Below are 25431 nucleotides of genomic sequence, written 5' to 3'. Positions count from 1 at the left end.
TCGGCGTCAGCTCGTATAACGGCGTTTTGCCAACAGGGAGCTGACCCATGCCGAGTCTTTCGGAGCTGTACCGCTATCCGCTCAAGTCCGGGCGCGGCGAGGCGCTGCAGCGCAGCGCGGTCGATGGCCTGGGGCTCAATGGCGACCGCCGCTGGATGGTGGTCGATTCCGACAGCGGTCGCTTCATCACGCAACGCCTGCTGCCGCAGATGAGCCAGCTGAGCGCCCTGTACGACGGGCGTGGCGGCCTGACGCTCAGCGCGGCCGGGGTCGAGGATCTGTGCGTCGCGCTTCCCGAGCCGGATCAGGCGTTGCGCGGTGTGACCGTCTGGCGTGACAGCCTGCGCGTGCCGGATGCCGGCGACGAAGCGGCCGCCTGGCTCAGTGCGCTGCTGGGCAAGTCCTGTCGCCTGGTACAGGTGCCGGACGAGCGTACCCGCCAGGTCGATACCGCCTATGCGCAGCCAGGGGACCGGGTGGCCTTCGCCGATGGTTTCCCGCTGCTGCTGATCGGCCAGGCGTCGCTGGACGACTTGTCGCGGCGTGTCGGCCAGCCGCTGTCGATGCTGCGCTTCCGTCCCAACCTGGTGGTCACCGGCAGCGAGGCCTACGCGGAAGACAGCTGGAAGCGCATTCGCATTGGCGAGGTGGAGTTCGACGTGGCCAAGGGCTGTTCGCGCTGCATCCTCACCACCGTCGATCCGCAGACCGGCGAGCGCCATGCCCAGCGTGAACCGTTGGCCACGCTGAAGACCTACCGTGAGCGCGATGGCGATGTGTACTTCGGTCAGAACCTGCTACCGCGCGGCGTAGGCGAGCTGCAGGTGGGCATGCCGGTCGAGGTGCTGGAATAAGCCGCAGGCCATGAGCCTCGGGCTGCAAGCCGGAGCGCTGTGTTCAGCGTTCATGGCTTGCAGCGCACGCGGTTTCACTGGTCGTCGAAGAAGCGCTCGTTCCAGGCCACCAGCGGGTGGGGGGCATTGAGCTTCTGGCCGTAGATGACCGAGTAGGACAGCACGTTCTGCACGTACTGGCGGGTCTCGTCGAACGGGATGTTCTCCACCCAGACGTCATAGCTCAGGTGATTGGCGCCGCGCAGCCACTGGCGCACGCGGCCTGGACCGGCGTTGTAGGCCGCCGAGGCGAGCACGCGGTTGCCGTTGAACTGCCCATACACCTGGCTCAGGTAGGCGGCGCCCAGCTGGATGTTGGTCTCCGGGTTGATCGCCTGCTTCGCCGAGGACAGCGGAATGCCGAACTTGCGTGCGGTTTCCCGGGCGGTGGCCGGCATCAGCTGCATCAGGCCCATCGCGCCGGCATGGGAGCGGGCGTCGGCCATGAACGCGCTCTCCTGGCGGGTGATGGCGAATACCCAGCTCGAATGGATGTCACGGCGTCGCGCTTCACGCACCAGGTCATCCCGGTGCGCCATGGGGAAGCGCACTTCCAGGTCGTCCCAGTACTGGGCCTGGCTGATGGTGCGGATGGCGGGGAAGTACCACTCCATGTCGTAGGCCAGGCGTGCCTGGGCCACCAGTTCATCGCGACTGAACAGGCGGCTGACGTGGTACCACTCGCGCCGGCCGTCGACGATCTGCCCCAGGGCGTGGAACTCCATGGCGCGGCGGATGCCGGCCGTGTTGCGCACCTTCTGGATGACCTTGGGGTCGATGTGCAGCGGCTGGTTGTTCAGCTGGTAGGGGGCCTTGACCTGGTCGGCGGCCATGAAACCGTAGAAGTCACGCTCCTTGGCCAGTGCCTGGAACAGCACGGCCGGTTGCTGGCTGTTGGGCTGGGCCAGTTGCAGGCTGCGGGCGTTCCAGTAGCGCCAGCGGTTGCTGCTGGCCAGCTCGGCCGGCATGCGCTGGGTCAGCTGGTAGGCCTCATCCCAGCGAGCGTTGCGCAGCAGCAGCCGTGCGCGCCACTCGCTGACGCTGTTGTCGCGCAGTTCCGGGTCGTACTTGGCCATCACCTGCAGCCCGCGCATGTCGAAGCGCTTGGCCAGGGTCAGGCCGATCTGCCGGGCGATGGCGACCTTCTCCTGTTCGGAGAACTTCATGCGCTGCGCGTAGCTGTCCAGCAGCGGCAGGGCGTCTTCCGGGCTCTGCCGGGCCAGGCGACGCAGGCCGAGACCGACCACGTCGCCCATTGCCTCGTCGGCCGGAGCGAAGCGTGCGGTCTGCTTCAGGGTTTGCGGTTTCTGCGCCACTTCGAGCAACAGCTTGCCGTGGGTGCCGAGGGTGGACAGCCCCTTGACCAGGTAGTTGGCCAAACCGTAGTTGCCGGCCTCGACGGCCAGCTTGGTGCGCTGCCAGCGGCGGCTCTCCGTGAGCTGGCCGTTGGCCGTCCAGCGCTCGAACAGCGGGTCGCAGGCATTGGGTTGCGACTTGCCCACCAGCCAGAGCTTCTCGGCCGTGGCATTGCCTTCCGCGACCTGGCCATGGGTCATCTGGTACTGGCCGTAGAGGCAGTCCAGTTCGGTGAAGTTCATCGCCGGATCGTAGTGCGCGAGAAAGGGTTTCCAGTCGCCGCGCTCGGCCAGCATGCGCAACCAGCGCAGCTTCATCCAGCTGGCTTGCGGCAGGTCGCCATGCTCGGCGAGAAACTTCTCGATCTCGGCATTGCTGGCGGACTTGAGCCGGCTGGTCAGGTCGTCGTAGGTCAGGTAGGGCGTCAGCGGGTAGTCACGCAGCGCTGTCTGGTAGGTGCGGTAGGGACCGCTGTCGCCCTTGGCCAGTGCGCGCTTGGCTTCGTCGTAGTACTGGCGCTGCTGGGCAAGGCTGGCGGCTTCGGCGCTGGCGACGCCGGCGGAGGTGAGGATCAGGCAGGAAATTACGGAGAGAAAGCGACTGCGCATGGTATATCCAGGGGCAAGCAGGTGATTGGGCAACACGGTCCGTGTTGTTGCATACGTCTAGCTTAGCGCTTCATTGAGGCAGGGTGAATGGCGCAGCGCCGGACGGACATATGCGGCAAAAAAGCGGCACCGGGGCTCCAGATCGTCATTCTGGTGGATGCCGTTGCCGGCGCGAAACGGCAACAGCCCGGTTGCATCTCGGGTAGAATGCGCCCCCTGTTTCTGGAGATGCCCATGACCCTGCTCAAGTTCGCTGACGTATCCCTCGCCTATGGCGCCATGCCCCTGCTCGACGGGGTGTCGTGGCAGATCGCACGGGGCGAACGGGTGTGCATCATCGGCCGCAACGGTACCGGCAAGTCGAGCATGCTGCGCCTGGTCAAGGGCGACCAGATGCCGGATGACGGCGAAATCTGGCGGGCGCCCGGGCTGAAGATCGGCGAGTTGCCGCAGGAGCTGCCGCGTGCCGACGAGCGCACGGTGTTCGACGTGGTCGCCGAAGGCCTGGCCGGAGTCGGCGAGCTGCTGGCGCGTTATCACCACCTGGCGCAGCACATCTCGGGCGATGACGATCTCGAGCAACTGATGCACGTCCAGCAGGAGCTGGAAGCCAAGGACGGTTGGCGTTTGCAGCAACTGGTCGACAGCACCCTGAGCCGCCTGCAGCTGCCTGCCGACAAGACTCTCGCCGAGCTGTCCGGTGGCTGGCGCCGCCGCGTGCTGCTGGCGCAGGCGCTGGTTTCCGAGCCGGATCTGCTGCTGCTCGACGAACCGACCAACCACCTGGATATCGGCGCCATCGCCTGGCTCGAAGAAGCGCTGAAGGACTTCGGCGGCGCCGTGCTGTTCATTACCCACGACCGCTCCTTCCTGCAGAACCTGGCCACGCGCATCCTCGAACTGGATCGTGGCGGGCTGATCGACTGGAACGGTGACTACGCCAGCTTCCTCGTGCACAAGGAGCAGCAGCTCGCCGCCGAGGAAACCGCCAACGCGCTGTTCGACAAGCGCCTGGCCCAGGAGGAGGTGTGGATTCGCCAGGGCATCAAGGCACGCCGTACGCGCAACGAAGGCCGGGTGCGTGCGCTCAAGGCGATGCGTGCCGAGCGCGCAGAGCGTCGCGAGCGCCAGGGCAAGGCCACCATCCAGCTGGAGACGGCGGACAAGTCCGGCAAGCAGGTCATGGTGGCGGAGAACGTCAGTTTCGCTCATGCCGGCGGTCCGTTCCTGGTCAGGGATTTCTCCATGGTGCTGCAGCGTGGCGACCGCATCGGCCTGCTGGGCGCCAACGGCACCGGCAAGACCACCTTGCTCAAGCTGCTGCTGGGTGACCTGCAGCCGAGCAGTGGCGGCATCGAAGTGGGCACCAAGCTGGAAGTGGCATATTTCGACCAATTGCGTCACCAGCTCGAGCCGGAGAAGACGGTGATCGACAACGTCGCCGAAGGGCGCGACTTCATCAGCATCGATGGGCAAAACCGCCACGTGCTGAGCTACCTGGGCGACTTCCTGTTCAGTCCGCAGCGGGCGCGCACCCCGGTGAAGGCGCTCTCCGGGGGGGAACGGGCACGACTGTTGCTGGCGAAGCTGTTCAGCAAGCCGGCCAACCTGCTGGTGCTCGATGAACCGACCAACGACCTGGATGTAGAAACTCTGGAACTGCTCGAAGAAGTCCTGCTTAACTTCCCTGGTACGGTGCTGATGGTCAGCCATGATCGTGCCTTCCTCGACAATGTCGTGACCAGCACCCTGGTGTTCGAGGGCGAGGGCAAGGTGCGCGAGTACGTGGGTGGCTACCAGGACTGGCTGCGCCAGGGTGGTTCGCCGCGCCTGCTCGGCGTCGGCGAGAGCAAGTCGGGCAAGGCCGAGCTGGCCAGCGCGGTCGTCGAGGCGCCGGTGGCAGAGGCGCCACAACCGGTTCAGGAAAGCAGCGAGCCGGCGAAGAAGAAACTCAGCTACAAGCTGCAGCGCGAACTCGAAGCGATCCCCGGGCAGATCGATGCCCTGGAGCAGGAGATGGCCGCGCTGCAGGAACGGATTGCGGATCCCGGCTTCTATCAGCAGCCGGTGCAGACCACCACGGACGTATTGGCGCGTCTCGATGACCTGCAGAAGGAGTTGGACAGGTTGATCGAGCGCTGGGCAGAGCTGGAAGGCTGACGAAGGAACGAACAGGCATGGCCATCGAGTACCGCATCACCCTGGATGACAATCATCAGTTCAGCTATCGGATCGAGCTGAACCGGGAGTACGACCCCGAGGAGGCTCAGCAGGCACCTGCCTGGACGCGTCTCGGGCACCAGCAGTGCAGCAACTGCCCGCTCAGCCGCGAGCAGTTCAGCAACTGCCCGGCGGCGGTCGACCTGCATCGGGTGATCGAGGATTTCCGTGGCTTGCCGGCGTTCAAGAAAGCCAGTGTCTGGGTTCGCACGCCGGAGCGCGAGTACACCAAGCACCTGGGCCTGGAGGAGGGGCTGCGTGCGCTGCTGGGGGTGATCATGGCCACCAGCGCCTGCCCGCTGCTGGGGCGCCTGCGGCCCATGGCGCAGCATCACCTGCCGTTCGCCAATAACCAGGAGTTCATCCTGCGCGCGGTGTCGCTCTACCTGACGCGGCAGTACTTCAACATGCGTGAAGGGCGTCTGGCCGACTGGGAGCTCAAGGGGCTGGTGCGCCTGTTCCAGCAACTGAAGCTGGTCAATCAGGCGTTCTGGCAGCGCATCCACGACACCTGCGAGGGTGATTCGAACCTCAAGGCCTTCCTCACCTTCTTCTCCCTGTCGTCGAGCATGACGGTATCGCTGGAGACTCAGCTGCAGAAGATCCGTCCGCTGGTCATGAGTGCCGGCGATTCCTTCGACTGAGCAACGAAGCGCCGCCAGTTGTGATCTCCCGCGGCTCAGCGATGCGCGCGGGAGACAGGATCAGGCGTGTTTTTCCGGCTTCTTCAGGCGCACCGCGAGCACGTCGCAGGGCGCACCATGCAGCACGTCGTTGGCGGTCGAGCCGAGCAGCAGTGCCAGGCCGTGGCGGCCATGGCTGCCGACCACGATCAGGTCGCAGCCCTGTTCTTCGGCGAGACGGTGGATTTCCTGGCGCGGCTGGCCGTAGGCAAGGTGGCGCTGGTCCGCGGCGAGCTCGGGGTATTTGCCGGAGAAGCTGTCCAGGCGCTCGCGGGCCTGTTCGAACTGCTGTTGCTGCAGCATCGACAGGTCCATCGGCACGTCACCACCGAAGGCCATGGCCATGGGCTCGACGATGTGCACCAAGGACATCTTCGCTCCGCTGGCCTGCGCCAGTTTCTGTGCGCGAACCACCACGGGGTCGCATTCGTCGGTCAGGTCTACGGCGACCAGAATATGCTGGTAGGGCATGGTGAACTCCTCGTGAAAGGCAAATAGCGCTGTATCAAGTATGGCCCCATTGCATGCGATAGGGCGACCGATCATGGCAGGGAAAAGAAAAAGCCCAGTGCGAGCACCGGGCGGAGGTGGCCAGGCAGGCCGGAATGCAGGGCATCAATGCTGGCTGGCGGCATATTGCGCCGATACGCCTTCGAGGCCTTCGATGATGCTGTCGGAATACTTGCTGATCAGGAAAGGTACGGTATTTTCGTTGTAGTTGCGCAGCGATTTCTCGATGTAACGCCATTTGGTCTCGATGCTGTTCAGCGCAGCGCTGATTTCCGGCGTGTTCTGCTGCGCGCTGCTGAGACTGTCCAGCTTGCTGGCGAACTCACCCGCCAGCTCATCGATTGCCCGCTCCTCGCCACCGCCGAAGAAGCTGGCGCCGACCGAGGCGCTGCGCGAGGCATAGTCCAGGGCGATGTTCTGCATCAGCAGGCTCTGCTCGCGGCTTTTCTGGGTGAGCGGCGGAACGCTGTGGCCGCTTTCCTGTTGAATCTTCTGATACAGCTCCTGACTGATGGCCATCAGGCGCTGATTGCTGTCGGCGAGGTCGGCAACCGGCTGCAGGTCGGTGTAGCCCTTGGTGCGCATGGCCTCCATCAATGCCTGGAGCGAGGTGTGGTAGCTCTGCCAGTTGCTCAGCAGCTGCGCGCGCAGGGCCTTGCTGGCGTCGCCGGGCATGTCGCCCAGGGCACTGAGGTGCGACTGCACGTCCTGCAGTGATTCGCCGATCATCCGCGCATAGCGCTGGTCGCCTTCCATGCCGTTGTACATGTAGAAGTCGCCCAGGCTCTTCTGCATCGCCAGGCGCAGCTGGTGCAGGCGCAGCAGGTCATCGGCCGGCGCGGCATTGAGCAAGGGAGAGGAAAGCAACGTGAACAGCAGAACGAGCAGGGCGCTCAGGGGGAATGCAAGCGAACGGCGGCTCGACATTGGCGACTCCGTGTGGCCCATCGTGGGGCTCGATTTGTTGTTGTAGTGCTCACGGATGGCGCTGTGCCAGCCGAAAGTGAGACGACTGTACCCGGAGCGTCGGCGTTTGGCTAGGGACTCGGGCTTGCCTGCAACAAACGCGAAAACACCGGCAATGGCGCGATATTGACGCTATTTATCGAGACCCGCTGGAGGCCGCGCGTGACCAGGCTTGCGCAAATCGTCGGGAAAACGTCGAAACGAGGCCAATTGACAAGCGCGGGCTTTTCCCCGAAGGTGTGCACACCCAAATCAAACGGGCGTATGAATTGAGCGTTTGCCTGGTCAGGCGCGCCAACACAGCCCGAATATCGCGTCGGCGGGTGTGTCGTACCGATTGGGGCTATGCTCGACGGCTGTGCCGCGGGCAGGCCTGCCGGTTGGCTCCGATGTGTACTGTTCAGCTTCCATACCGTGGAGATCAGTTGATGATTTACGAAGGTAAAGCCATCACGGTTAAGGCTCTTGAGAGCGGCATCGTCGAATTGAATTTCGACCTCAAGGGTGAGTCCGTCAACAAATTCAACCGTCTTACCCTCAACGAGCTGCGCGCCTCCGTCGACGCGATCAAGGCTGACGGTTCGATCAAGGGCGTGATTGTCACCAGTGGCAAGGACGTATTCATCGTCGGCGCCGATATCACCGAGTTCGTCGACAACTTCAAGCTGCCCGACGAAGAGCTGGTGGCTGGCAACCTGGAAGCCAACAAGATCTTCAGTGATTTCGAAGACCTCGCCGTGCCGACCGTCGTCGCCATCAACGGCATCGCCCTGGGTGGCGGTTTCGAGATGTGCCTGGCCGGTGACTACCGTGTGATGAGCGAGACCGCCAAGATCGGTCTGCCGGAAGTCAAACTGGGCATCTACCCGGGCTTCGGCGGCACCGTGCGCCTGCCGCGCGTGATCGGTACCGACAACGCGGTCGAGTGGATCGCTTCGGGCAAGGAAAACAAGGCTGCCGACGCCCTGAAGGTTGGCGCCGTCGACGCCGTCGTCGCCCCTGCCAAGCTCAAGGACGCCGCGCTGGACCTGGTCAAGCGCGCCATCTCCGGCGAGCTGGACTACAAGGCCAAGCGTCAGCCCAAGCTGGAAAAGCTCAAGCTCAACGCCATCGAGCAGATGATGTGCTTCGAGACCGCCAAGGGCTTCGTCGCTGGCCAGGCCGGCCCGAACTACCCGGCACCGGTCGAGGCGATCAAGTCGATCCAGAAAGCCGCCAACTTCGGCCGTGACAAGGCGCTGGAAGTCGAGGCCGCCGGCTTCGTCAAACTGGCCAAGACCTCGGTTGCCGAGAGCCTGATCGGTCTGTTCCTGAACGACCAGGAACTGAAGAAGAAGGCCAAGCACCACGACGAAATCGCGCGTGACGTGAAACTGGCTGCCGTACTCGGCGCCGGCATCATGGGCGGCGGTATCGCCTACCAGTCGGCTTCCAAGGGCACGCCGATCCTGATGAAGGATATCCGTGAAGAGGGTATCCAGATGGGCCTGAACGAGGCCTCCAAGCTGCTCGGCAAGCGCGTCGAGAAGGGCCGTATGACCCCTGCGAAGATGGCCGAGGCGCTCAACGCCATCCGTCCGACCATGTCCTACGGTGATTTCGGCAACGTCGACATCGTCGTCGAAGCCGTGGTCGAGAACCCCAAGGTCAAGCAGATCGTGCTGGCCGAAGTGGAAGGTGTCGTACGTGAGGACGCCATCCTGGCTTCCAACACCTCGACCATCTCCATCAGCCTGCTGGCCCAGGCGCTCAAGCGCCCGGAAAACTTCGTCGGCATGCACTTCTTCAACCCGGTGCACATGATGCCGCTGGTCGAAGTCATCCGTGGCGAGAAGTCCAGCGAAGTGGCCGTGGCCACCACCGTTGCCTACGCCAAGAAGATGGGCAAGAACCCGATCGTGGTCAACGACTGCCCCGGCTTCCTGGTCAACCGCGTGCTGTTCCCGTACTTCGGCGGCTTCTCCAAGCTGCTGGGCTTCGGTGTCGACTTCGTGCGCATCGACAAGGTGATGGAGAAGTTCGGCTGGCCCATGGGCCCGGCCTACCTGTCCGACGTGGTCGGCATCGACACCGGTCACCACGGCCGTGACGTGATGGCTGAAGGCTTCCCGGACCGCATGGCCGTGGAAGGCAAGACCGCCGTCGACGTGATGTACGAAGCCGACCGCCTGGGCCAGAAGAATGGCAAGGGCTTCTACGCCTACGAGACCGACAAGCGCGGCAAGCCGAAGAAGGTCTCCGACCCGGTTGCCTACGAGCTGCTGAAGTCGATCGTGGTCGAAGAGCGTGAAGTCACCGACGAGGACATCATCAACTTCATGATGATCCCGCTGTGCATGGAAACCGTTCGTTGCCTGGAAGACGGCATCGTCGACACCGCAGCCGAGGCCGACATGGGCCTGATCTACGGCATCGGCTTCCCTCCCTTCCGTGGCGGTGCGCTGCGCTACATCGACTCCATCGGTGTCGCCGAGTTCGTCGCCCTGGCCGACAAGTACGCCGACCTGGGCGCGCTGTACCACCCGACCGCCAAGCTTCGCGAAATGGCCGCCAACGGCCAGAAGTTCTTCGGTTAAGCGCGCAACGACTAGAGCGAGAGTGAATTTATGAGCCTGAATCCTAGAGATGCAGTGATCGTCGACTTCGGTCGTACCCCGATGGGTCGTTCCAAGGGCGGCATGCACCGCAACACCCGCGCCGAGACCATGTCCGCGCACCTGATCAGCAAGCTGCTGGAGCGTAACGCCAAGGTCGATCCGGCCGAGGTCGAGGACGTGATCTGGGGCTGCGTCAACCAGACCCTGGAGCAGGGCTGGAACATCGCGCGCATGGCGTCGCTGATGACCCAGATCCCGCACACCAGCGCCGGCCAGACCGTCAGCCGTCTGTGCGGTTCGTCCATGAGCGCGCTGCACACTGCCGTGCAGGCGATCCAGACCGGCAACGGCGACGTGTTCGTCGTCGGTGGTGTGGAGCACATGGGCCACGTCGGCATGATGCACGGTGTCGACCCGAACCCGCACCTGTCGCTGTACGCCGCCAAGGCGTCCGGCATGATGGGCCTGACCGCCGAGATGCTGGGCAAGATGCACGGCATCGGCCGCGAGCAGCAGGACGCCTTCGGTGAGCGTTCGCACCGTCTGGCGCACAAGGCCACCGTCGAAGGCAAGTTCAAGGATGAAATCATCCCGATGCAAGGCTACGACGAGAACGGCTTCCTCAAGATGTACGATTTCGACGAAACCATTCGTCCGGAAACTACCCTCGAGAGCCTGGCTGCGCTGAAGCCTGCCTTCAACCCGAAAGGCGGCACCGTGACTGCCGGTACCTCCTCGCAGATCACCGACGGTGCCTCCTGCATGATCGTCATGAGCGCCCAGCGTGCTCAGGATCTGGGCATCCAGCCGATGGCCGTGGTGCGTGCCATGGCCGTTGCCGGTGTCGATCCGGCGATCATGGGTTACGGCCCGGTGCCGTCCACTCAGAAGGCGCTCAAGCGCGCGGGTCTGAGCATGGCCGACATCGATTTCGTCGAACTCAACGAGGCCTTCGCCGCACAGGCCCTGCCGGTGCTGAAGGACCTGAAACTGCTCGACAAGATGGAAGAGAAGGTCAACCTGCATGGCGGCGCGATCGCCTTGGGTCACCCCTTCGGTTGTTCCGGGGCCCGTATCTCCGGTACCCTGCTCAACGTCATGAAGCAGAACGGCGGCACCCTGGGTGTCTCCACCATGTGCGTGGGCCTTGGCCAAGGCATCACCACCGTCTTCGAGCGCGTTTAAGCGCTAGCGGACACGAAACCGGGGCCCAGTGCCCCGGTTTTGCTTTTTACGGCTTTTCACTTCGGGAACCCCTTCAATGCAGTTGCAGTCAGGACTCTATCGCCATTACAAAGGCCCGCAGTACCGTGTATTCGGTGTGGCGCGGCATTCCGAGAGCGAGGAAGAGGTCGTGGTCTACCAGGCGCTGTACGGCGAGTTCGGCCTCTGGGTGCGACCGCTGAGCATGTTCTGCGAGGAGGTCGAGGTGGACGGCAAGCGCGTTCCACGCTTTGCTTTGATTCAGGCTGAAGTCAGCCCGATTGGGGCGCATCAAGTCTGACTGCGCAGACCCTGCGCTTGACCTTCGCTTGGTCGCCACTATATATAGCGGGGCCTTAGAGGGCGTCTGCAAATTGCTGCACTCGGCCATGCTGCGTTGAAACCAGCCTCAAAATGCTCATGTACAGCTCGTACACAGCACTTTCTCGACTGTTTTCGCCTTGCCTGACCTTCGCTCGCTGCTTTGTAAACACCCTCGGCTCCGTGCCTTCTATATTTCGCAATTCAGGAATTTTCTGATCCATGGGCAAATCGCTGGTCATCGTGGAATCCCCGGCCAAGGCCAAGACCATCAACAAGTACCTGGGCAACCAGTACGTGGTGAAGTCGAGCATCGGCCACATCCGTGACCTGCCTACCAGTGGCTCGGCAAGCGCCAACAAGGAGCCTGCCAAGCGCGGCAAGGCGGCCGGCGAAGCCCCGGCGCTGTCGCCCAAGGAAAAGGCCAAACGTCAGCTGTTCGCGCGCATGGGGGTCGACCCCGAGCATGGCTGGAAGGCCAAGTACGAGATCCTGCCCGGCAAGGAAAAGGTGATCGACGAACTGCGTCGTCTGGCCAAGGATGCCGACACCATCTATCTCGCGACCGACTTGGACCGTGAAGGGGAAGCCATCGCCTGGCACCTGCGCGAGTCCATCGGCGGCGATGACGCCCGTTACAAGCGCGTGGTGTTCAACGAGATCACCAAGAAGGCGATTCAGGAAGCCTTCTCCAGGCCCGGCGACCTGGATATCAACCGCGTCAACGCGCAACAGGCCCGACGCTTCCTCGATCGCGTGGTGGGCTACATGGTCTCGCCGCTGCTGTGGGCGAAGATCGCGCGTGGTCTGTCTGCCGGTCGCGTGCAATCGGTCGCCGTGAAGCTGGTGGTGGCGCGCGAGAAAGAGATCCGCGCCTTCGTGCCGGAAGAGTACTGGGAAGTACACGCCGACCTCGGTACCGCAAAGAACGCCAAGGTGCGTTTCGAGGTGGTGCGCGAGAAGGGCGCGGCCTTCAAACCGGTCAACGAGGCCCAGGCCATGGCCGCGCTGGAGAAGCTCAAGGCTTCCAGCTACAGCGTGGCCAAGCGTGAGGACCGTCCGACCAGCAGCAAGCCTTCGGCGCCCTTCATCACCTCCACCCTGCAGCAGGCGGCGAGCAACCGCCTGGGCTTCGGTGTGAAGAAGACCATGATGATGGCCCAGCGTCTGTACGAGGCCGGCTACATCACCTACATGCGTACCGACTCGACCAACCTGTCCGCCGACGCCGTGGAGATGGTGCGTGGCTTCATCGGCAGCGAGTACGGCGACAAGTACCTGCCGGGCAAGCCCAACCTCTACTCGAGCAAGGAAGGCGCTCAGGAGGCGCACGAAGCGATTCGTCCGTCCGACGTCAACCTGCGCCCGACCCAGCTGTCCGGCATGGAGCGCGATGCCGAGCGCCTGTATGACCTGATCTGGCGCCAGTTCGTGGCCTGCCAGATGCCGCCGGCCGAATACCTGTCCACCAGCGTCACCGTGGCGGCTGGCGATTTCGAGCTGCGGGCCAAGGGCCGCATCCTCAAGTTCGACGGTTACACCCGTGTGCTGCCGCAGCAGAGCAAGCCCGGTGAAGACGACGTACTGCCGGAAATGAAGGAAGGCGAGGGCCTCAAGCTGATCCAGCTCGACCCCAGCCAGCACTTCACCAAGCCGCCGGCGCGCTACTCCGAAGCGAGCCTGGTCAAGGAGCTGGAGAAGCGTGGCATCGGCCGTCCGTCCACCTATGCGGCGATCATTTCCACCATTCAGGATCGTGGCTACGTGACGGTGCACAACCGTCGCTTCTACGCCGAGAAGATGGGCGACATCGTCACCGAGCGTCTCGACGAGAGCTTCGCCAACCTCATGGACTACGGCTTTACCGCCACCATGGAAGAGCATCTGGATGACGTCGCCCAGGGCGAGCGCGAGTGGAAACATCTGCTCGACGAGTTCTACGCCGACTTCAAGAAGAAGCTCGAAGTGGCGGAAGCGGGCGAGGGTGGCATGCGTGCCAACCAGCCGACCCTGACCGACATCCCCTGCCGCGAGTGCGGCCGGCCGATGATGATTCGTACCGCCTCCACGGGGGTGTTCCTCGGCTGCTCCGGCTATGCGCTGCCGCCGAAGGAGCGCTGCAAGGCCACCATCAACCTGGTGCCGGGCGACGAGATCGCCGCGGACGACGAGGGCGAGTCCGAATCCCGCGTGCTGCTGGGCAAGCATCGCTGCCCGATCTGTTCCACGGCGATGGATGCCTACCTGCTGGATGAAACCCGCAAGCTGCATATCTGCGGGAACAACCCCGATTGCACCGGCTACGAGATCGAGCAGGGCCAGTATCGCATCAAGGGCTACGAAGGCCCGAGCCTGGAGTGCGACAAGTGCGGCAGCGAGATGCAACTCAAGACCGGCCGTTTCGGCAAGTTCTTCGGCTGTACCAATGCCAGTTGCAAGAACACCCGCAAGCTGCTGAAGAACGGCGAGGCGGCACCGCCGAAGATGGACAAGGTGGAGATGCCGGAACTCAGGTGCGAGAAGGTGGATGACACCTACGTGCTGCGCGACGGCGCCTCGGGCCTCTTCCTCGCCGCCAGCCAGTTCCCGAAGAACCGCGAGACCCGCGCTCCGCTGGTGCTGGAAATCGTGCCGCACAAGCAGGAGATCGATCCCAAGTACCACTTCCTCTGCGACGCCCCGCAGAAGGACCCGGACGGTCGCCCGGCGGTGATTCGCTACAGCCGCAAGACCAAGGAGCAGTACGTGCAGTCCGAGGTCGACGGCAAGCCGACCGGCTGGCGCGCCTTCTTCGATGGCGGCAAGTGGAAGGTCGAGGACAAGCGCTGAGTTCAGCGTCCTGACGAAATGCGCGCCGGCAATGGCCGGCGCGCGTACCATGGCTCGATCTGCAGTGGAGGTCGCCGCAATGGCCAAAGAAATCTACACCCGCACCAACCAGAAGATCTTCTTCGCCGGCATCGCCCTGGATAACTGGCGCAAGGCCGAAGGCTCCGCCGCGTTCAACGTGCAGGCGCTGGTGCAGGCCGAGCGCGAGGCGGCGCTGTTCCACCTGTATGGCGCGCTTCTCGGCGTGTGCCACGAGATCGCCGGTTACTACCGCATGAGCGACGCGGCCCCTTCGCGTGTCGAGGCCTTCGTCCAGCAGGCGGTGCTCGATGGCGCGCCCAGCCCCGAGCTGGCCGAGCTGGTCGAGCTGGCGCAGCAGCGTGAAACCTGGCTGGCGCAGCTGCTGGCCGCCTATGCGGCGTTGTTCCAGCCGCCGCGTGAGGAGCGCAAGGCCAAGGTCGACCCAGCGATGCCGCTGATCACGGCGGTCAGTGTCGGTGAGGAGCCGGTGGAGCTGAGCGTCGACGACATCGACGCCTGGCGTCAGCAGCTCAAGACCCTGGTGCTGCGTTTCCGCGAAGGCCTCAGTGAGTGCTGATCGGGTTTAACTGGACCAGTGGGCTGGGGGTGACCCCGACTGACTGTTACAATGTCGTGTTTTTGCACAGAGACTGAGCCATGCCTACATCCTTCCTGGAAATCGTCGAACTGCCCGATGGGCGTATCGCCCTGCGCCGCGCAGAAGATGAAGAGGCCCTGGTCACTCTGGACTTCTCCGCTGATGCCAAGGCCTTTCTGCAGGGGCAGCACATCGAAGTGGCCAAGGCCATGCTGAACGTGGGTGTGCAGATGGCCGGGCGCATGGCCGAGGGCGACTTCGTCGGCGAAGAAGATGAGCCTCGCGTCCTGCACTGATCGGCGGCGATGAATCAACGAAAACGGGGCTCCAGTGGAGCCCCGTTTGCGTTTCTGCGAAGCGTCAGCCCAGGCTGATGTTCAGGCTCTGCGCGCTGCCGGTCTGCGCGGCCTGCGCCAGGCGCTGGCGGGTGCTGCGCTCGACAGGGTGCAGCCAGCTGATGACGGTATGGCTGCGGCCCAGCTTGAGCGCTTCCTCGGCCAGCTCGAGGGCGTCCTGCCCCTGGCGTGGCTGCAGCAGCAGGATGCGTTCGCGATTCAGGCCGGCGTCACGCAGCCAGGCCTGGGTCAGGCTGGCAGGCGGCGCGACCAGCGTCAGCCAGCGCGCATCCTGGTTCTGGCTCAGTTCACGGAGGATCGGTGCCAGCAAATGCAGGCAGTGGCCGGCCGTGCCGCGAAGGGCGAGCTCGCTGAATGCCTGATCGTCGACCACACCGGCTTCCGCAGGTGCCTCGTGTGGGGTGTCGGCGAGAAAGGCGTTGAACAGGGGGAGCTGTGAACGTTCGAACGACTGCTGCATGTGCATGGCGTCTCCTTAGCGGCGAATCACGCCGACACTCAAACCTTCGATGACCAGGTCCTGGTGTTCCAGGTCGACCTCGATCGGTGCGAACTCGGGGTTCTCGGCAATCAGCCAGACCTTGTTGCCTTCGCGCTTGAAGCGCTTGACCGTGACTTCGTCGTCGATGCGGGCGACGACGATCTGGCCGTTGCGCGCCTCACGAGTGGTGTGCACGGCGAGCAGGTCACCATCGAAGATGCCGATGTCCTTCATGCTCATGCCGCGTACGCGCAGCAGGTAGTCGGCCTTGGGCTGAAAGAAGGTCGGGTTGATCTGGCAGGATTCCTCGACGTGCTGCTGGGCGAGAATCGGCGCACCAGCGGCCACCCGGCCGATGACCGGCAGGCCCTCGTCTTCGTTCGCTGCGCCGGCCTCGAAGCCGGGGATGCGAATGCCACGGGAGGCGCCCGGGGTCATCTCGATCGCCCCCTTGCGGGCCAGGGCCTTGAGGTGCTCCTCGGCGGCATTGGGCGACTTGAAGCCCAGTTCCTGGGCGATCTCCGCACGGGTGGGCGGGTAGCCGTTGTCTTCCAGGCAGCGTTTGATGAAGGCGAGAATCTCGGCTTGGCGGGGCGTCAGTTTCAGCATGGCTGGGCTCTGTCTTTTTATACAGTGACTGGGATTATATACAGTAAGGCGGGCTTGGCAACGGCCAATTTTCATGCGCCGGTCGCGCCGCGTGTTACCCGCACGGGTCAATTGACGTCTGTGCTGTTATAAGCTGTGACCAGCCGGCCAAAAGACGGCTCATGCGGCTTGACATTTCGATGCGCTGAAACGTATGTTTCAAACAAGTGTTTGTCAGGTGATAGCTCATGGCCCAGTCGGAAACCGTTGAACGCATTCTCGATGCTGCAGAACAGCTGTTCGCGGAGAAAGGTTTCGCCGAGACCTCGCTTCGTCTGATCACCAGCAAGGCGGGGGTCAACCTGGCAGCCGTCAACTATCACTTCGGCTCCAAGAAGGCGCTGATCCAGGCGGTGTTCTCGCGTTTCCTCGGGCCGTTCTGTACCAGCCTGGAGAAGGAACTCGATCGTCGCCAGGCGAAGACGGAAAACCAGGCCACGCTCGAGGAGCTGCTGGAACTGCTCGTCGAGCAGGCACTGGCGGTCAAGCCGCGCAGCGGCAACGACCTCTCCATCTTCATGCGTCTGCTCGGCCTGGCCTTCAGCCAGAGCCAGGGGCACCTGCGCAAGTACCTGGAAGAGGTCTACGGCAAGGTGTTCCGTCGCTACATGCTGCTGGTGCATGAAACCGCGCCGCGCATCCCGCCGCTGGAGCTGTTCTGGCGCGTGCACTTCATGCTCGGCGCGGCGGCGTTCAGCATGTCCGGGATCAAGGCGCTGCGCGCCATGGCCGAGACCGATTTCGGCGTCAATACCTCCATCGAGCAGGTGATGAGGATGATGGTGCCGTTCCTGGCCGCCGGCATGCGCTCGGACTCCGGTGTGGAGGATCCCGCGCTGGCGGGGGCTCAGCTCAAGCCCCGCAGCAAGACGCCCAGCGCTACGCCCAAGGTTTGATGCCGGGGCAGGTGGGCTTGGCTTGGCCCTTCGGCTAAGCTAGCGGCCCATGTCCGATCTCGATCTGCTGCATATCTCTCTCGCTGACCAGACCCTCTATGGCCTTGGCGCCGGCCAGCTGCTGCTGCGCCTGCCTGTCTCCACGGCGCTGAACGGCCCCGGTGAGCGCAACGGCTCCGGCTGCACGCCACGTGGCCTGCACCAGGTGCGGGCGAAGATCGGCGCTGGCCTGCCGCTGGCCGCCGTGCTGCGCGGCAGACGCTGGACCGGTGAGGTCTGGTCCGCGCAGCTGCATCAGCAGTTTCCCGACCGCGACTGGATTCTCACCCGCATTCTCTGGCTCAGCGGCCTGGAGCCCGGGCGCAACCGTTTGGGTGAGGTGGACAGCTTTCGCCGCTATATCTATCTGCATGGCACGCCGGATACGGAACCCATGGGCACGCCGCTGTCTCATGGCTGCGTCCGGCTGCGCAATACCGACATGCTGGCGCTGTTCGAGCGCGTGCCCGTGCATTGCCGGGTGCGTATCGACGAGGCGCCATGCCCGCAGTGGGCTGCGGACCACGATTTTCAGTAAGGAATACCTGCATGCAAGGCTCATTGATGATGGATGTCGCTGGCACCTGGCTGACCGCCGAGGATCGCCAGATGCTGCGCCAGCCCGAGGTGGGTGGCCTGATCATTTTTGCCCGCAATATCGAGTCGCCGCGCCAGGTGCGCGAGCTGTGCCAGAGCATTCGTGCCGTGCGCCCGGACCTGCTGCTGGCTGTGGATCAGGAAGGCGGACGGGTGCAGCGCCTGCGCCAGGGCTTCCTGCGTCTGCCGGCGATGCGCGCCATCGCCGACAATCACAACGCCGAGGAGCTGGCCGAGCACTGCGGCTGGCTGATGGCGGCCGAGGTACTGGCCGTCGGCCTGGATCTCAGCTTCGCGCCGGTACTCGACCTCGATCATCAGCGCAGCGCTGTGGTCGGCAGTCGTGCCTTCGAGGGTGACCCGCAGCGTGCCACGCAGCTGGCTGCGGCGTTCATCCGTGGCATGCAGCAGGCGGGCATGGCGGCGACCGGCAAGCACTTCCCCGGACATGGCTGGGCCGAGGCCGACTCCCACGTGGCTATCCCCGTCGACGAGCGCAGCCTGGAGGACATTCGTGCCTGTGACATGCAGCCGTTCCGGCAGTTGTCCGGCCAGCTCGATGCGGTGATGCCGGCGCATGTGATCTACCCTCAGGTGGACGAGCAGCCGGCCGGCTTCTCCCGCCGCTGGCTGCAGGACATCCTGCGCGGTGAGCTGGGTTTCGACGGGGTGATCTTCAGCGACGACCTGTCCATGGCCGGGGCGCATGCCGCCGGGGATGCGGGCAAGCGTATCGAGGCGGCGCTCAGCGCCGGTTGCGACATGGGCCTGGTGTGCAACGATCGTGGCTCGGCCGAGCTGGCCCTCGCCGCGCTGCAGCGTCTGCAGGTGCAGCCGGCCGAACGGCTGCAGCGGATGCGCGGGCGTGCTCATGCGTGCACCGACTATCGCCAGGCGCCGCGCTGGTCGCAGGCGGTGGCCGCACTCAGAACCGCCCAGTTGCTGGATTGAGGAGGGCATCATGAGCGTTCTTGCCATCATCGGCGGCACTGGCCTGACCCAGTTGCCGGGCCTCGAGATCCGTCAGGCGGTCTCCGTGGAGACGCCTTACGGGGCACCTTCGGCCGATATCCTGCGGGGCGAGTATGCCGGGCGCGACGTGCTGTTTCTCGCCCGTCATGGCCAGCCACACCGCATTGCGCCGCACCAGATCAACTACCGCGCCAATCTCTGGGCGCTGAAGCAGGTCGGCGCCAGTGCCATCGTCGCGGTCAACGCGGTCGGCGGCATTCACGCGGCGATGGGCGCCGGGCATTTCTGCGTGCCGCACCAGATCATCGATTACACCGCCGGGCGCGCGCACACCTTCTTCGAGGGTGAGCTGGAGCATGTGACTCACGTGGATTTCAGTCATCCCTATGACGAGCCCTTGCGTGAGCGCCTGATCGCGGCGCTGCGCAGCGAGGGGGCGGCCTGCAGCAGTCAGGGCGTCTACGGTTGCACCCAGGGGCCACGCCTGGAGACTGCGGCGGAAATCGTCAGGATGGAGCGCGATGGCTGCGACCTGGTCGGCATGACCGGCATGCCCGAGGCGGCCCTGGCGCGTGAGCTGGCGCTGCCCTATGCCTGCCTGGCGCTGGTGGTCAATCCGGCTGCGGGCAAGGCGCCGGGGCTGATCACCATGGCCGAAATCGAGCGCGTGCTGGGGCAGGGGATGGGCACGGTCAAGGGCGTGCTGGCGCGTGTGCTGAGCGCCTAGCTGCTGCCTCGATCGCTGCAATGAAAAAAGGGCCGCTCAGCGGCCCTCTTGCGTCATGCCCTCAAAGCGGGCTGATACGTACCAGCGCGCCGAGGCTGCCGTGGTCCAGGTAGGTCAGGCTGTTGTCCTTCAGGCGCTGGGCGACTTTCATGTGTTCGCTGCTGTCGAGCAGGCCGTCGGCGCTGAAGTGGTTGATCCACAGCTCCAGGTCCAGGTCGGCGAAGCGTTCCTGGGTGAAGGTCAGCGTGCCTTCGACCGGGTAGTGGCCGAAGTGGCCGTCGCCAGTGCTGACGGCGACGCGGCTCGGGGTGCCGCCCAGCGTCTGGCTCCAGGCTTTATGCAGCAGGACCTGATAACCGTTGCCGGGGTTGAGCTTGGCGGCCTCGTTGTTGAGGGCGGTGGCGCGTTCGTTGCCGTCGATCGGCAGGGCGGTGCCGGCCCAGTCGTCGGGGGCGATCTTCGGCGCGATCACGGGTTCGCCGGCCTGGCGAAACACCAGCAGCTCGACCTGGTAGAGGCGTTCGGCGAAAGCGCTCGGTGCCAACAGGCAGAGCAACAGGGCGATCAGGTGCAGTGGGCGCATGGTCAGGTCCTTCAGGTGGTGGGCGCGAGGCGCTCGAACAGGGCTTCCAGGGTGTTGAAGCGCTCTTCCGCGCGCTCCATCGGCACCTGGATCTTGAAGACGGTGGCGCCTTCGAACTTGTAGCGTTTGGGCTGGGCCTGGATCAGCTTGATCAGCGTCAGCGGGTCGACGCAGGTCTCTGCGGCGAACTCGATGCGGCCGCCCTGCGGTCCGGCGTCGACCTTGGTGATGCCCAGCTTCTCGGCCTGCAGCTTGAGCAGGGTCAGGCGCATCAGGTGCTTGGTCGGCTCGGGCAGCAGGCCGAAGCGGTCGATCATCTCGACCTGCAGTTCCTTCAGGCCGTCTTCGTCGGAGGCCGAGGAAATGCGCTTGTACAGGATCAGGCGCGCGTGCACGTCGGGCAGGTAGTCCTCGGGGATAAGCGCGGGCACGCGCAGGTTGATCTCCGGGCCGCCGCCCAGCGGCTGGTCGAGGTTGGGTTGTTCGCCTTTCTGGATGGCCTTGACCGCACGCTCGAGCATTTCCATGTACAGGGTGAAGCCCACTGCCTGGATCTGCCCGCTCTGGCCGTCGCCGAGCAGCTCGCCGGCGCCACGGATTTCCAGGTCGTGGGTGGCGAGGATGAAGCCGGCGCCGAGGTCCTGGGCGCCGGCAATGGCTTCCAGGCGCTTCTGCGCGTCTTCGGTCATGCTCTTGCGCGGCGGCGTCAGCAGGTAGGCATAGGCCTGGTGGTGGCTGCGGCCGACGCGGCCACGCAGCTGGTGCAGCTGGGCCAGGCCGAACTTGTCGGCGCGCTCGATGATGATGGTGTTGGCGCTGGGCACGTCGATGCCGGTCTCGATGATGGTCGAGGCCACCAGCACGTTGAAGCGCTTGTGGTAGAAGTCACTCATTACCTGTTCCAGATCGCGCTCGCGCATCTGCCCGTGGCCGATGCCGATGCGCGCTTCCGGCACCAGCTCGGCGAGGTCGGCGGCGCACTTCTCGATGCTCTTCACGTCGTTGTGCAGGTAGTACACCTGGCCGCCGCGCAACAGTTCGCGCAGCAGCGCTTCCTTGATGGTCGGCTTGTTCTCCTCCATGACGAAGGTGCGCACCGACAGGCGCCGCGCCGGCGGGGTGGCGATGATCGACAGGTCGCGCATGCCGGCCACGGCCATGTTCAGGGTGCGCGGGATCGGGGTGGCGGTGAGGGTGAGGATGTCCACCTCGCTGCGCAGGGCCTTGAGCTGTTCCTTCTGGCGCACGCCGAAACGGTGTTCCTCGTCGATGATGACCAGGCCCAGGTTGTGGAACTTCACGTCGTCCTGCAGCAGCTTGTGGGTGCCGATGACGATATCCACCTTGCCTTCGGCCAGTTGCTGCACGGCGCCTTCGACTTCCTTGGCGCTCTTGAAGCGGCTCATCACCTCGACCTTCACCGGCCAGTCGGCGAAGCGGTCGCGGAAGCTGTTGTAGTGCTGCTGGGCGAGCAGGGTGGTGGGCACCAGCACCGCCACCTGCTTGCCGCTGTGCACGGCGATGAAGGCGGCGCGCATGGCCACCTCGGTCTTGCCGAAGCCGACGTCGCCGCAGACCAGGCGGTCCATCGGCTTGCCGGCCAGCATGTCGCCGCGCACGGCATCGATCGCCGCCTGCTGGTCCGGGGTTTCCTCGAAGGGGAAGCCGGCGCTGAAGGTGGCGTAGTCCACCGCCGGGTCCTGGAAGGCGAAGCCTTCGCGGGCGGCGCGGCGGGCGTAGATGTCGAGCAGTTCGGCGGCGACGTCGCGTACCTGCTCGGCAGCCTTGCGCTTGGCTTTCTGCCAGGTTTCCGAACCCAGCCGGTGCAGCGGCGCCAGGGCATCGTCGCTGCCGCTGTAGCGGGCGATCAGGTGCAGGCTGGCCACCGGAACGTAGAGCTTGGCCTCGTCGGCGTACTGCAGGGCGAGGAACTCGGCGGCCTGGCCGTCGAATTCCATGGTGATCAGGCCCAGGTAGCGGCCGACGCCGTGGTCGATATGCACCACCGGCGCGCCTTCGCGCAGCTCGGTGAGGTTCTTGATCACGTTGTCGCCGCCTTCGCGGCCCTTCTCGCGGCGGCGACGCTGCATCACGCGCTGGCCGAACAGCGGGCTTTCGGCGATCAGCGCCAGGTCATCGAGCAGCAGGCCTTCGTCCAGCGGGGCAATGCAGATGTTCAGGCGTTCGCCGCTGGCGACGAAGGCCGGCCAGCCGTCGACCTCCCTGGGCTTGAGCTTGAGGCGGGCGAGCAGCTCCAGGAGCACCTCGCGACGCCCGGCCGATTCGGCGCAGAACAGCACACGGCCCTGGTACTCCTCGATGAAGCGGCGCAGCGCCGCCAGTGGCTCGCCGGCCTTGGCCTGGATCGCCAGGTCGGGCAGGGCGCGGGCGTCGAAGCGCGTGCGGCCGACACCGGGTTCGATGTCCTCGGGGTTGGCCACCACCCGTGGCCAGCTTTTCAGCTGGGCAAAGCAGTCGTCCACCGGCAGGAAGATGTCGGCGGGCGGCAGCAGCGGGCGCTCCGGATCGACGCGGCGATCCTCGTAGCGGTTGCGCGCGTCCAGCCAGAACTGCTCGGCGGCTTTCTCGATGCCCGGCAGCGAGAACACCTGGGTGTCGCCCGGCAGGTAGTCGAACAGGGTGCCGGTGGCCTCGAAGAACAGCGGCAGGTAGTACTCGATGCCTGCCGGGGTGATGCCGGAAGACAGATCCTGATAGATCGGGCAGCGGCGGAAGTCGACGTCGAAGCGTTCGCGAAAGCGCCCGCGAAAATCGCTGACGGCCTTCTTCTCCAGCGGGAACTCGCGTGCCGGCAGCAGGCGAATCGACTCGACCTTGTCCACCGAGCGCTGCGTTTCGGGGTCGAAGGTGCGCAGGGTTTCGATCTCGTCATCGAACAGGTCGATGCGGTAGGGCGTTTCGCTGCCCATCGGGTAGAGGTCGATCAGCGCACCGCGCACGGCGAACTCGCCGTGTTCGTAGACCGTGTCGACGCACCGGTAGCCGGCGGCCTCCAGGCGCGTGCGCATCTGCTCCACGTCCAGCTTCTGGCCGACATCCAGCACCAGGCTGCTGCCGAGCAGGAAGTTCTTCGGCGCCAGGCGGTGTAGGGCAGTGCTGATCGGCACTACCAGTATCCCGCGCTTCAGCTGCGGCAGCTGATACAGGGTGGCGACGCGCTGGGAGATGATGTCCTGGTGGGGCGAGAAGACGTCGTAGGGCAGGGTTTCCCAGTCGGGGAAATGCAGCACCGGCAGGCTGGGAGCGAAGAAGGCCAGTTCTTCCTGCAGGCGTTCGGCGCTCTGGCTGCCCTCGGTCAGGACCAGGGTGAAGCGCTCGGCAGTGCTGGCGGCCTCGGCAATCGCCAGGGAAAGGGCGGCGCCAGGCAGGTTGCCCCATTGCTGTTTGCCGGCACTGGCCGGCAGAGACGGAAGACGCAGTACGGACACGGGCGGCTCGCGGTCGTGACAAAAGGCCGGGAATTGTAGCGGGGCTTTGGGGTCAATGTCAGTCGCGACAGGCGCGCATTGCTCCCGCACGCGAGCGCCGTCATAATGTAGCCCCTTTTTTCAGCCCCTACATGTGGAAGGTACTGCCCGTGACTCAGAAGCCCGACCAGTGTCTCGGTGAATGGATCGATCGTGAAGCCCTCGCGGAAGCGATGATTCCGCTGATTGGTCAGCTCTATCGCAACAACAATGTGGTGACCTCGATCTATGGCCGTGGCCTGATCAACCGTTCGGTCATCGACATCCTCAAGGCTCACCGTTTCGCCCGTCACCGCCTGGCTGACGAGGCCGAACTGTCGGTACACGACACCTTCCCGATGCTCAAGGCCATGAGCGAGCTCAAGCTGGGCGCCGCTTCCGTGGACCTGGGCAAGATGGTTGCCAAGTTCAAGGCCGAAGGCGCTGGCCGCGGCGTCGAGCAGTTCGTCAAGGACGAGCTGGAAGAGGTCGTGGGCAAGCAGAACGGCGCTGCCCGTGAAGGCACCGATGTGGTGCTCTACGGCTTCGGTCGCATCGGCCGCCTGCTGGCGCGCATCCTGATCGAGAAGACCGGTGGTGGCGACGGCCTGCGTCTGCGTGCCATCGTCGTGCGCAAGGGCGCCGAGAACGACCTGGTCAAGCGCGCCAGCCTGCTGCGCCGCGACTCGGTACACGGCAAGTTCAATGGCACCATCACCATCGATGAAGCCAGCAGCACCCTGACTGCCAACGGCAACCTGATCCAGATCATCTACTCCAACGATCCGGCGTCCATCGACTACACCCAGTACGGCATCAAGAACGCCCTGCTGGTGGACAACACCGGCAAATGGCGTGATGCCGAAGGCCTCGGCCAGCACCTGAAGTGCCCGGGCGTCGACCGCGTCGTGCTGACCGCGCCGGGCAAGGGCGCGCTGAAGAACATCGTGCACGGCATCAACCACGGCGAAATCGCCGCGGACGACAAGATCATCTCCGCCGCGTCCTGCACCACCAACGCCATCGTGCCAGTGCTCAAGGCGGTCAATGACAAGTTCGGCATCGTCAACGGCCACGTCGAGACCGTTCACTCGTACACCAACGACCAGAACCTGATCGACAACTTCCACAAGGGCAGTCGTCGTGGTCGCAGTGCTGCGCTGAACATGGTGATCACCGAGACCGGCGCCGCCACCGCTGCCGCCAAGGCACTGCCGGTGCTGAAGGGCAAGCTGACCGGTAACGCCATTCGCGTACCGACGCCGAACGTGTCGATGGCCATCCTCAATCTGAACCTGGAGAAGGCCACCAGCCGCGAAGAGATCAACGAGTACCTGCGCCAGATGGCCATGCACTCGGACCTGCAGAAGCAGATCGATTTCGTCAGCTCGCAGGAAGTGGTGTCCACTGACTTCGTCGGCTCGCGTCATGCCGGTGTGGTCGATGCCGAGGCGACCATCGCCAACGATAACCGCGTCGTTCTGTACGTCTGGTACGACAACGAGTTCGGTTACAGCTGCCAGGTGGTGCGCGTGATGGAAGACATGGCCGGGGTCAACCCGCCTGCTTTCCCGCGCTAAGCGCCGGGGTGTGACAAGACGGGAGCTTCGGCTCCCGTTTTTTATGCGCGGCTGCCGCTGGCTGGTCGCTCGCGGCGCGTATTCGAGGGCGGGGCAGGTGGTGGAGCTTGGACGATGGTCGTATGTACATCGTCTGTCCGTTGCGTCTGGTTGATGCCTGGCGGCACGTGAAGTGTTGCTTGCTGTTACCGGAGGGTCAAAAAAAGCAAGCACTTGGGTGGCCAGTCCAGGGGGCCATCTTTATAATCGAGCAGATTTTTTACCCAGGACCGGCACCCTT

General features: G+C 64.5%; 21 protein-coding genes. 14 read left to right on the top strand and 7 right to left on the bottom strand.

The features are described 5' to 3' along the window. Positions 1–47: 47 nt before the first annotated feature. The gene (locus tag EPK82_RS07905; RefSeq protein ID WP_134676246.1) at positions 48–854 is read left to right on the top strand and encodes an MOSC domain-containing protein; all 807 of its coding nucleotides are present in this window, start codon (positions 48–50) and stop codon (positions 852–854) included. A gap of 74 nt (positions 855–928) precedes the next feature. On the opposite strand, the gene EPK82_RS07900 is transcribed toward EPK82_RS07905, so the two are convergent. After that, complete coding sequence (locus EPK82_RS07900; protein ID WP_134676245.1) at positions 929–2857, bottom strand: transglycosylase SLT domain-containing protein; 1929 nt, start codon at positions 2855–2857, stop codon at positions 929–931. A 234-nt stretch (positions 2858–3091) separates the two neighbouring features. On the opposite strand from EPK82_RS07900, the gene EPK82_RS07895 reads away from it, so the two are divergent. Both EPK82_RS07895 and EPK82_RS07890 read left to right on the top strand, forming a co-directional pair. After that, a complete protein-coding gene (locus EPK82_RS07895; RefSeq protein ID WP_037048676.1) occupies positions 3092–5017 on the top strand; it encodes an ATP-binding cassette domain-containing protein in 1926 nt (641 codons plus the stop codon). A 17-nt stretch (positions 5018–5034) separates the two neighbouring features. After that, positions 5035–5721, top strand: coding sequence for a DUF6901 family protein (locus tag EPK82_RS07890; RefSeq protein WP_037048674.1), 687 nt, complete (start codon positions 5035–5037; stop codon positions 5719–5721). A gap of 60 nt (positions 5722–5781) precedes the next feature. On the opposite strand, the gene EPK82_RS07885 is transcribed toward EPK82_RS07890, so the two are convergent. Further along, positions 5782–6231, bottom strand: coding sequence for a universal stress protein (locus tag EPK82_RS07885; RefSeq protein WP_037048672.1), 450 nt, complete (start codon positions 6229–6231; stop codon positions 5782–5784). A 144-nt stretch (positions 6232–6375) separates the two neighbouring features. Beyond that, the gene (locus EPK82_RS07880; RefSeq protein ID WP_134676244.1) at positions 6376–7197 is read right to left on the bottom strand and encodes a hypothetical protein; all 822 of its coding nucleotides are present in this window, start codon (positions 7195–7197) and stop codon (positions 6376–6378) included. Positions 7198–7664: 467 nt separating this feature from the next. On the opposite strand from EPK82_RS07880, the gene fadB reads away from it, so the two are divergent. The 6 genes from fadB to EPK82_RS07845 all read left to right on the top strand — a co-directional run bounded on the left by fadB (position 7665) and on the right by EPK82_RS07845 (position 15101). Continuing rightward, positions 7665–9812, top strand: a complete 2148-nt coding sequence (gene fadB, locus EPK82_RS07870) for a fatty acid oxidation complex subunit alpha FadB (protein WP_134676243.1) — start codon at positions 7665–7667, stop codon at positions 9810–9812. A 30-nt stretch (positions 9813–9842) separates the two neighbouring features. Beyond that, on the top strand, positions 9843–11018 hold the full coding sequence (fadA, locus tag EPK82_RS07865) for an acetyl-CoA C-acyltransferase FadA (RefSeq protein ID WP_037048660.1): 1176 nt from the start codon (positions 9843–9845) through the stop codon (positions 11016–11018). A 76-nt stretch (positions 11019–11094) separates the two neighbouring features. Continuing rightward, on the top strand, positions 11095–11337 hold the full coding sequence (locus tag EPK82_RS07860) for a DUF1653 domain-containing protein (RefSeq protein ID WP_037048657.1): 243 nt from the start codon (positions 11095–11097) through the stop codon (positions 11335–11337). A gap of 242 nt (positions 11338–11579) precedes the next feature. Next, on the top strand, positions 11580–14186 hold the full coding sequence (gene topA, locus EPK82_RS07855; RefSeq protein WP_037048654.1) for a type I DNA topoisomerase: 2607 nt from the start codon (positions 11580–11582) through the stop codon (positions 14184–14186). 79 nt (positions 14187–14265) lie between these two features. Next, positions 14266–14784: a DUF6586 family protein gene (locus EPK82_RS07850; RefSeq protein ID WP_037048653.1), complete on the top strand. Its 519-nt coding sequence runs from the start codon at positions 14266–14268 to the stop codon at positions 14782–14784. Between the two features lie 80 nt (positions 14785–14864). After that, positions 14865–15101, top strand: a complete 237-nt coding sequence (locus EPK82_RS07845; protein ID WP_037048652.1) for a hypothetical protein — start codon at positions 14865–14867, stop codon at positions 15099–15101. Positions 15102–15165: 64 nt separating this feature from the next. Here EPK82_RS07845 and sulA read toward each other — a convergent pair whose 3' ends face one another. Together sulA and lexA are read right to left on the bottom strand one after the other, a co-directional pair. Next, on the bottom strand, positions 15166–15627 hold the full coding sequence (gene sulA, locus EPK82_RS07840; RefSeq protein WP_134676242.1) for an SOS-induced cell division inhibitor SulA: 462 nt from the start codon (positions 15625–15627) through the stop codon (positions 15166–15168). Positions 15628–15636: 9 nt separating this feature from the next. Then, on the bottom strand, positions 15637–16251 hold the full coding sequence (gene lexA / locus EPK82_RS07835) for a transcriptional repressor LexA (protein ID WP_037048649.1): 615 nt from the start codon (positions 16249–16251) through the stop codon (positions 15637–15639). Between the two features lie 227 nt (positions 16252–16478). On the opposite strand from lexA, the gene EPK82_RS07830 reads away from it, so the two are divergent. Genes EPK82_RS07830 through EPK82_RS07815 form a run of 4 tightly spaced genes read left to right on the top strand, consistent with a single transcriptional unit; the run spans position 16479 to position 19521 of the window. Next, the gene (locus EPK82_RS07830) at positions 16479–17186 is read left to right on the top strand and encodes a TetR/AcrR family transcriptional regulator (RefSeq protein WP_134676241.1); all 708 of its coding nucleotides are present in this window, start codon (positions 16479–16481) and stop codon (positions 17184–17186) included. Between the two features lie 49 nt (positions 17187–17235). Next, positions 17236–17763 (top strand): L,D-transpeptidase, encoded by a 528-nt coding sequence (locus EPK82_RS07825; protein WP_134676240.1) that lies wholly within the window; start codon positions 17236–17238, stop codon positions 17761–17763. 11 nt (positions 17764–17774) lie between these two features. Beyond that, positions 17775–18773, top strand: a complete 999-nt coding sequence (gene nagZ / locus EPK82_RS07820; protein WP_134676239.1) for a beta-N-acetylhexosaminidase — start codon at positions 17775–17777, stop codon at positions 18771–18773. A 10-nt stretch (positions 18774–18783) separates the two neighbouring features. Then, positions 18784–19521 (top strand): S-methyl-5'-thioinosine phosphorylase, encoded by a 738-nt coding sequence (locus tag EPK82_RS07815; RefSeq protein ID WP_134676238.1) that lies wholly within the window; start codon positions 18784–18786, stop codon positions 19519–19521. 61 nt (positions 19522–19582) lie between these two features. On the opposite strand, the gene EPK82_RS07810 is transcribed toward EPK82_RS07815, so the two are convergent. After that, positions 19583–20104, bottom strand: coding sequence for a CsiV family protein (locus EPK82_RS07810; protein WP_037048640.1), 522 nt, complete (start codon positions 20102–20104; stop codon positions 19583–19585). A gap of 11 nt (positions 20105–20115) precedes the next feature. Continuing rightward, a complete protein-coding gene (mfd, locus tag EPK82_RS07805) occupies positions 20116–23553 on the bottom strand; it encodes a transcription-repair coupling factor (RefSeq protein ID WP_037048627.1) in 3438 nt (1145 codons plus the stop codon). A 131-nt stretch (positions 23554–23684) separates the two neighbouring features. Between mfd and EPK82_RS07800 the strand changes: the two genes are divergently transcribed. Next, the gene (locus tag EPK82_RS07800) at positions 23685–25151 is read left to right on the top strand and encodes a glyceraldehyde-3-phosphate dehydrogenase (protein WP_047589845.1); all 1467 of its coding nucleotides are present in this window, start codon (positions 23685–23687) and stop codon (positions 25149–25151) included. The last annotated feature ends 280 nt before the right edge of the window (positions 25152–25431 follow it).

This window comes from Ectopseudomonas khazarica (assembly GCF_004521985.1).
GTDB lineage: Bacteria > Pseudomonadota > Gammaproteobacteria > Pseudomonadales > Pseudomonadaceae > Aquipseudomonas > Aquipseudomonas khazarica.
The sequence above is the reverse complement of the archived record's forward strand: the minus strand, read 5'-3'. Positions and strand labels throughout refer to the sequence as shown.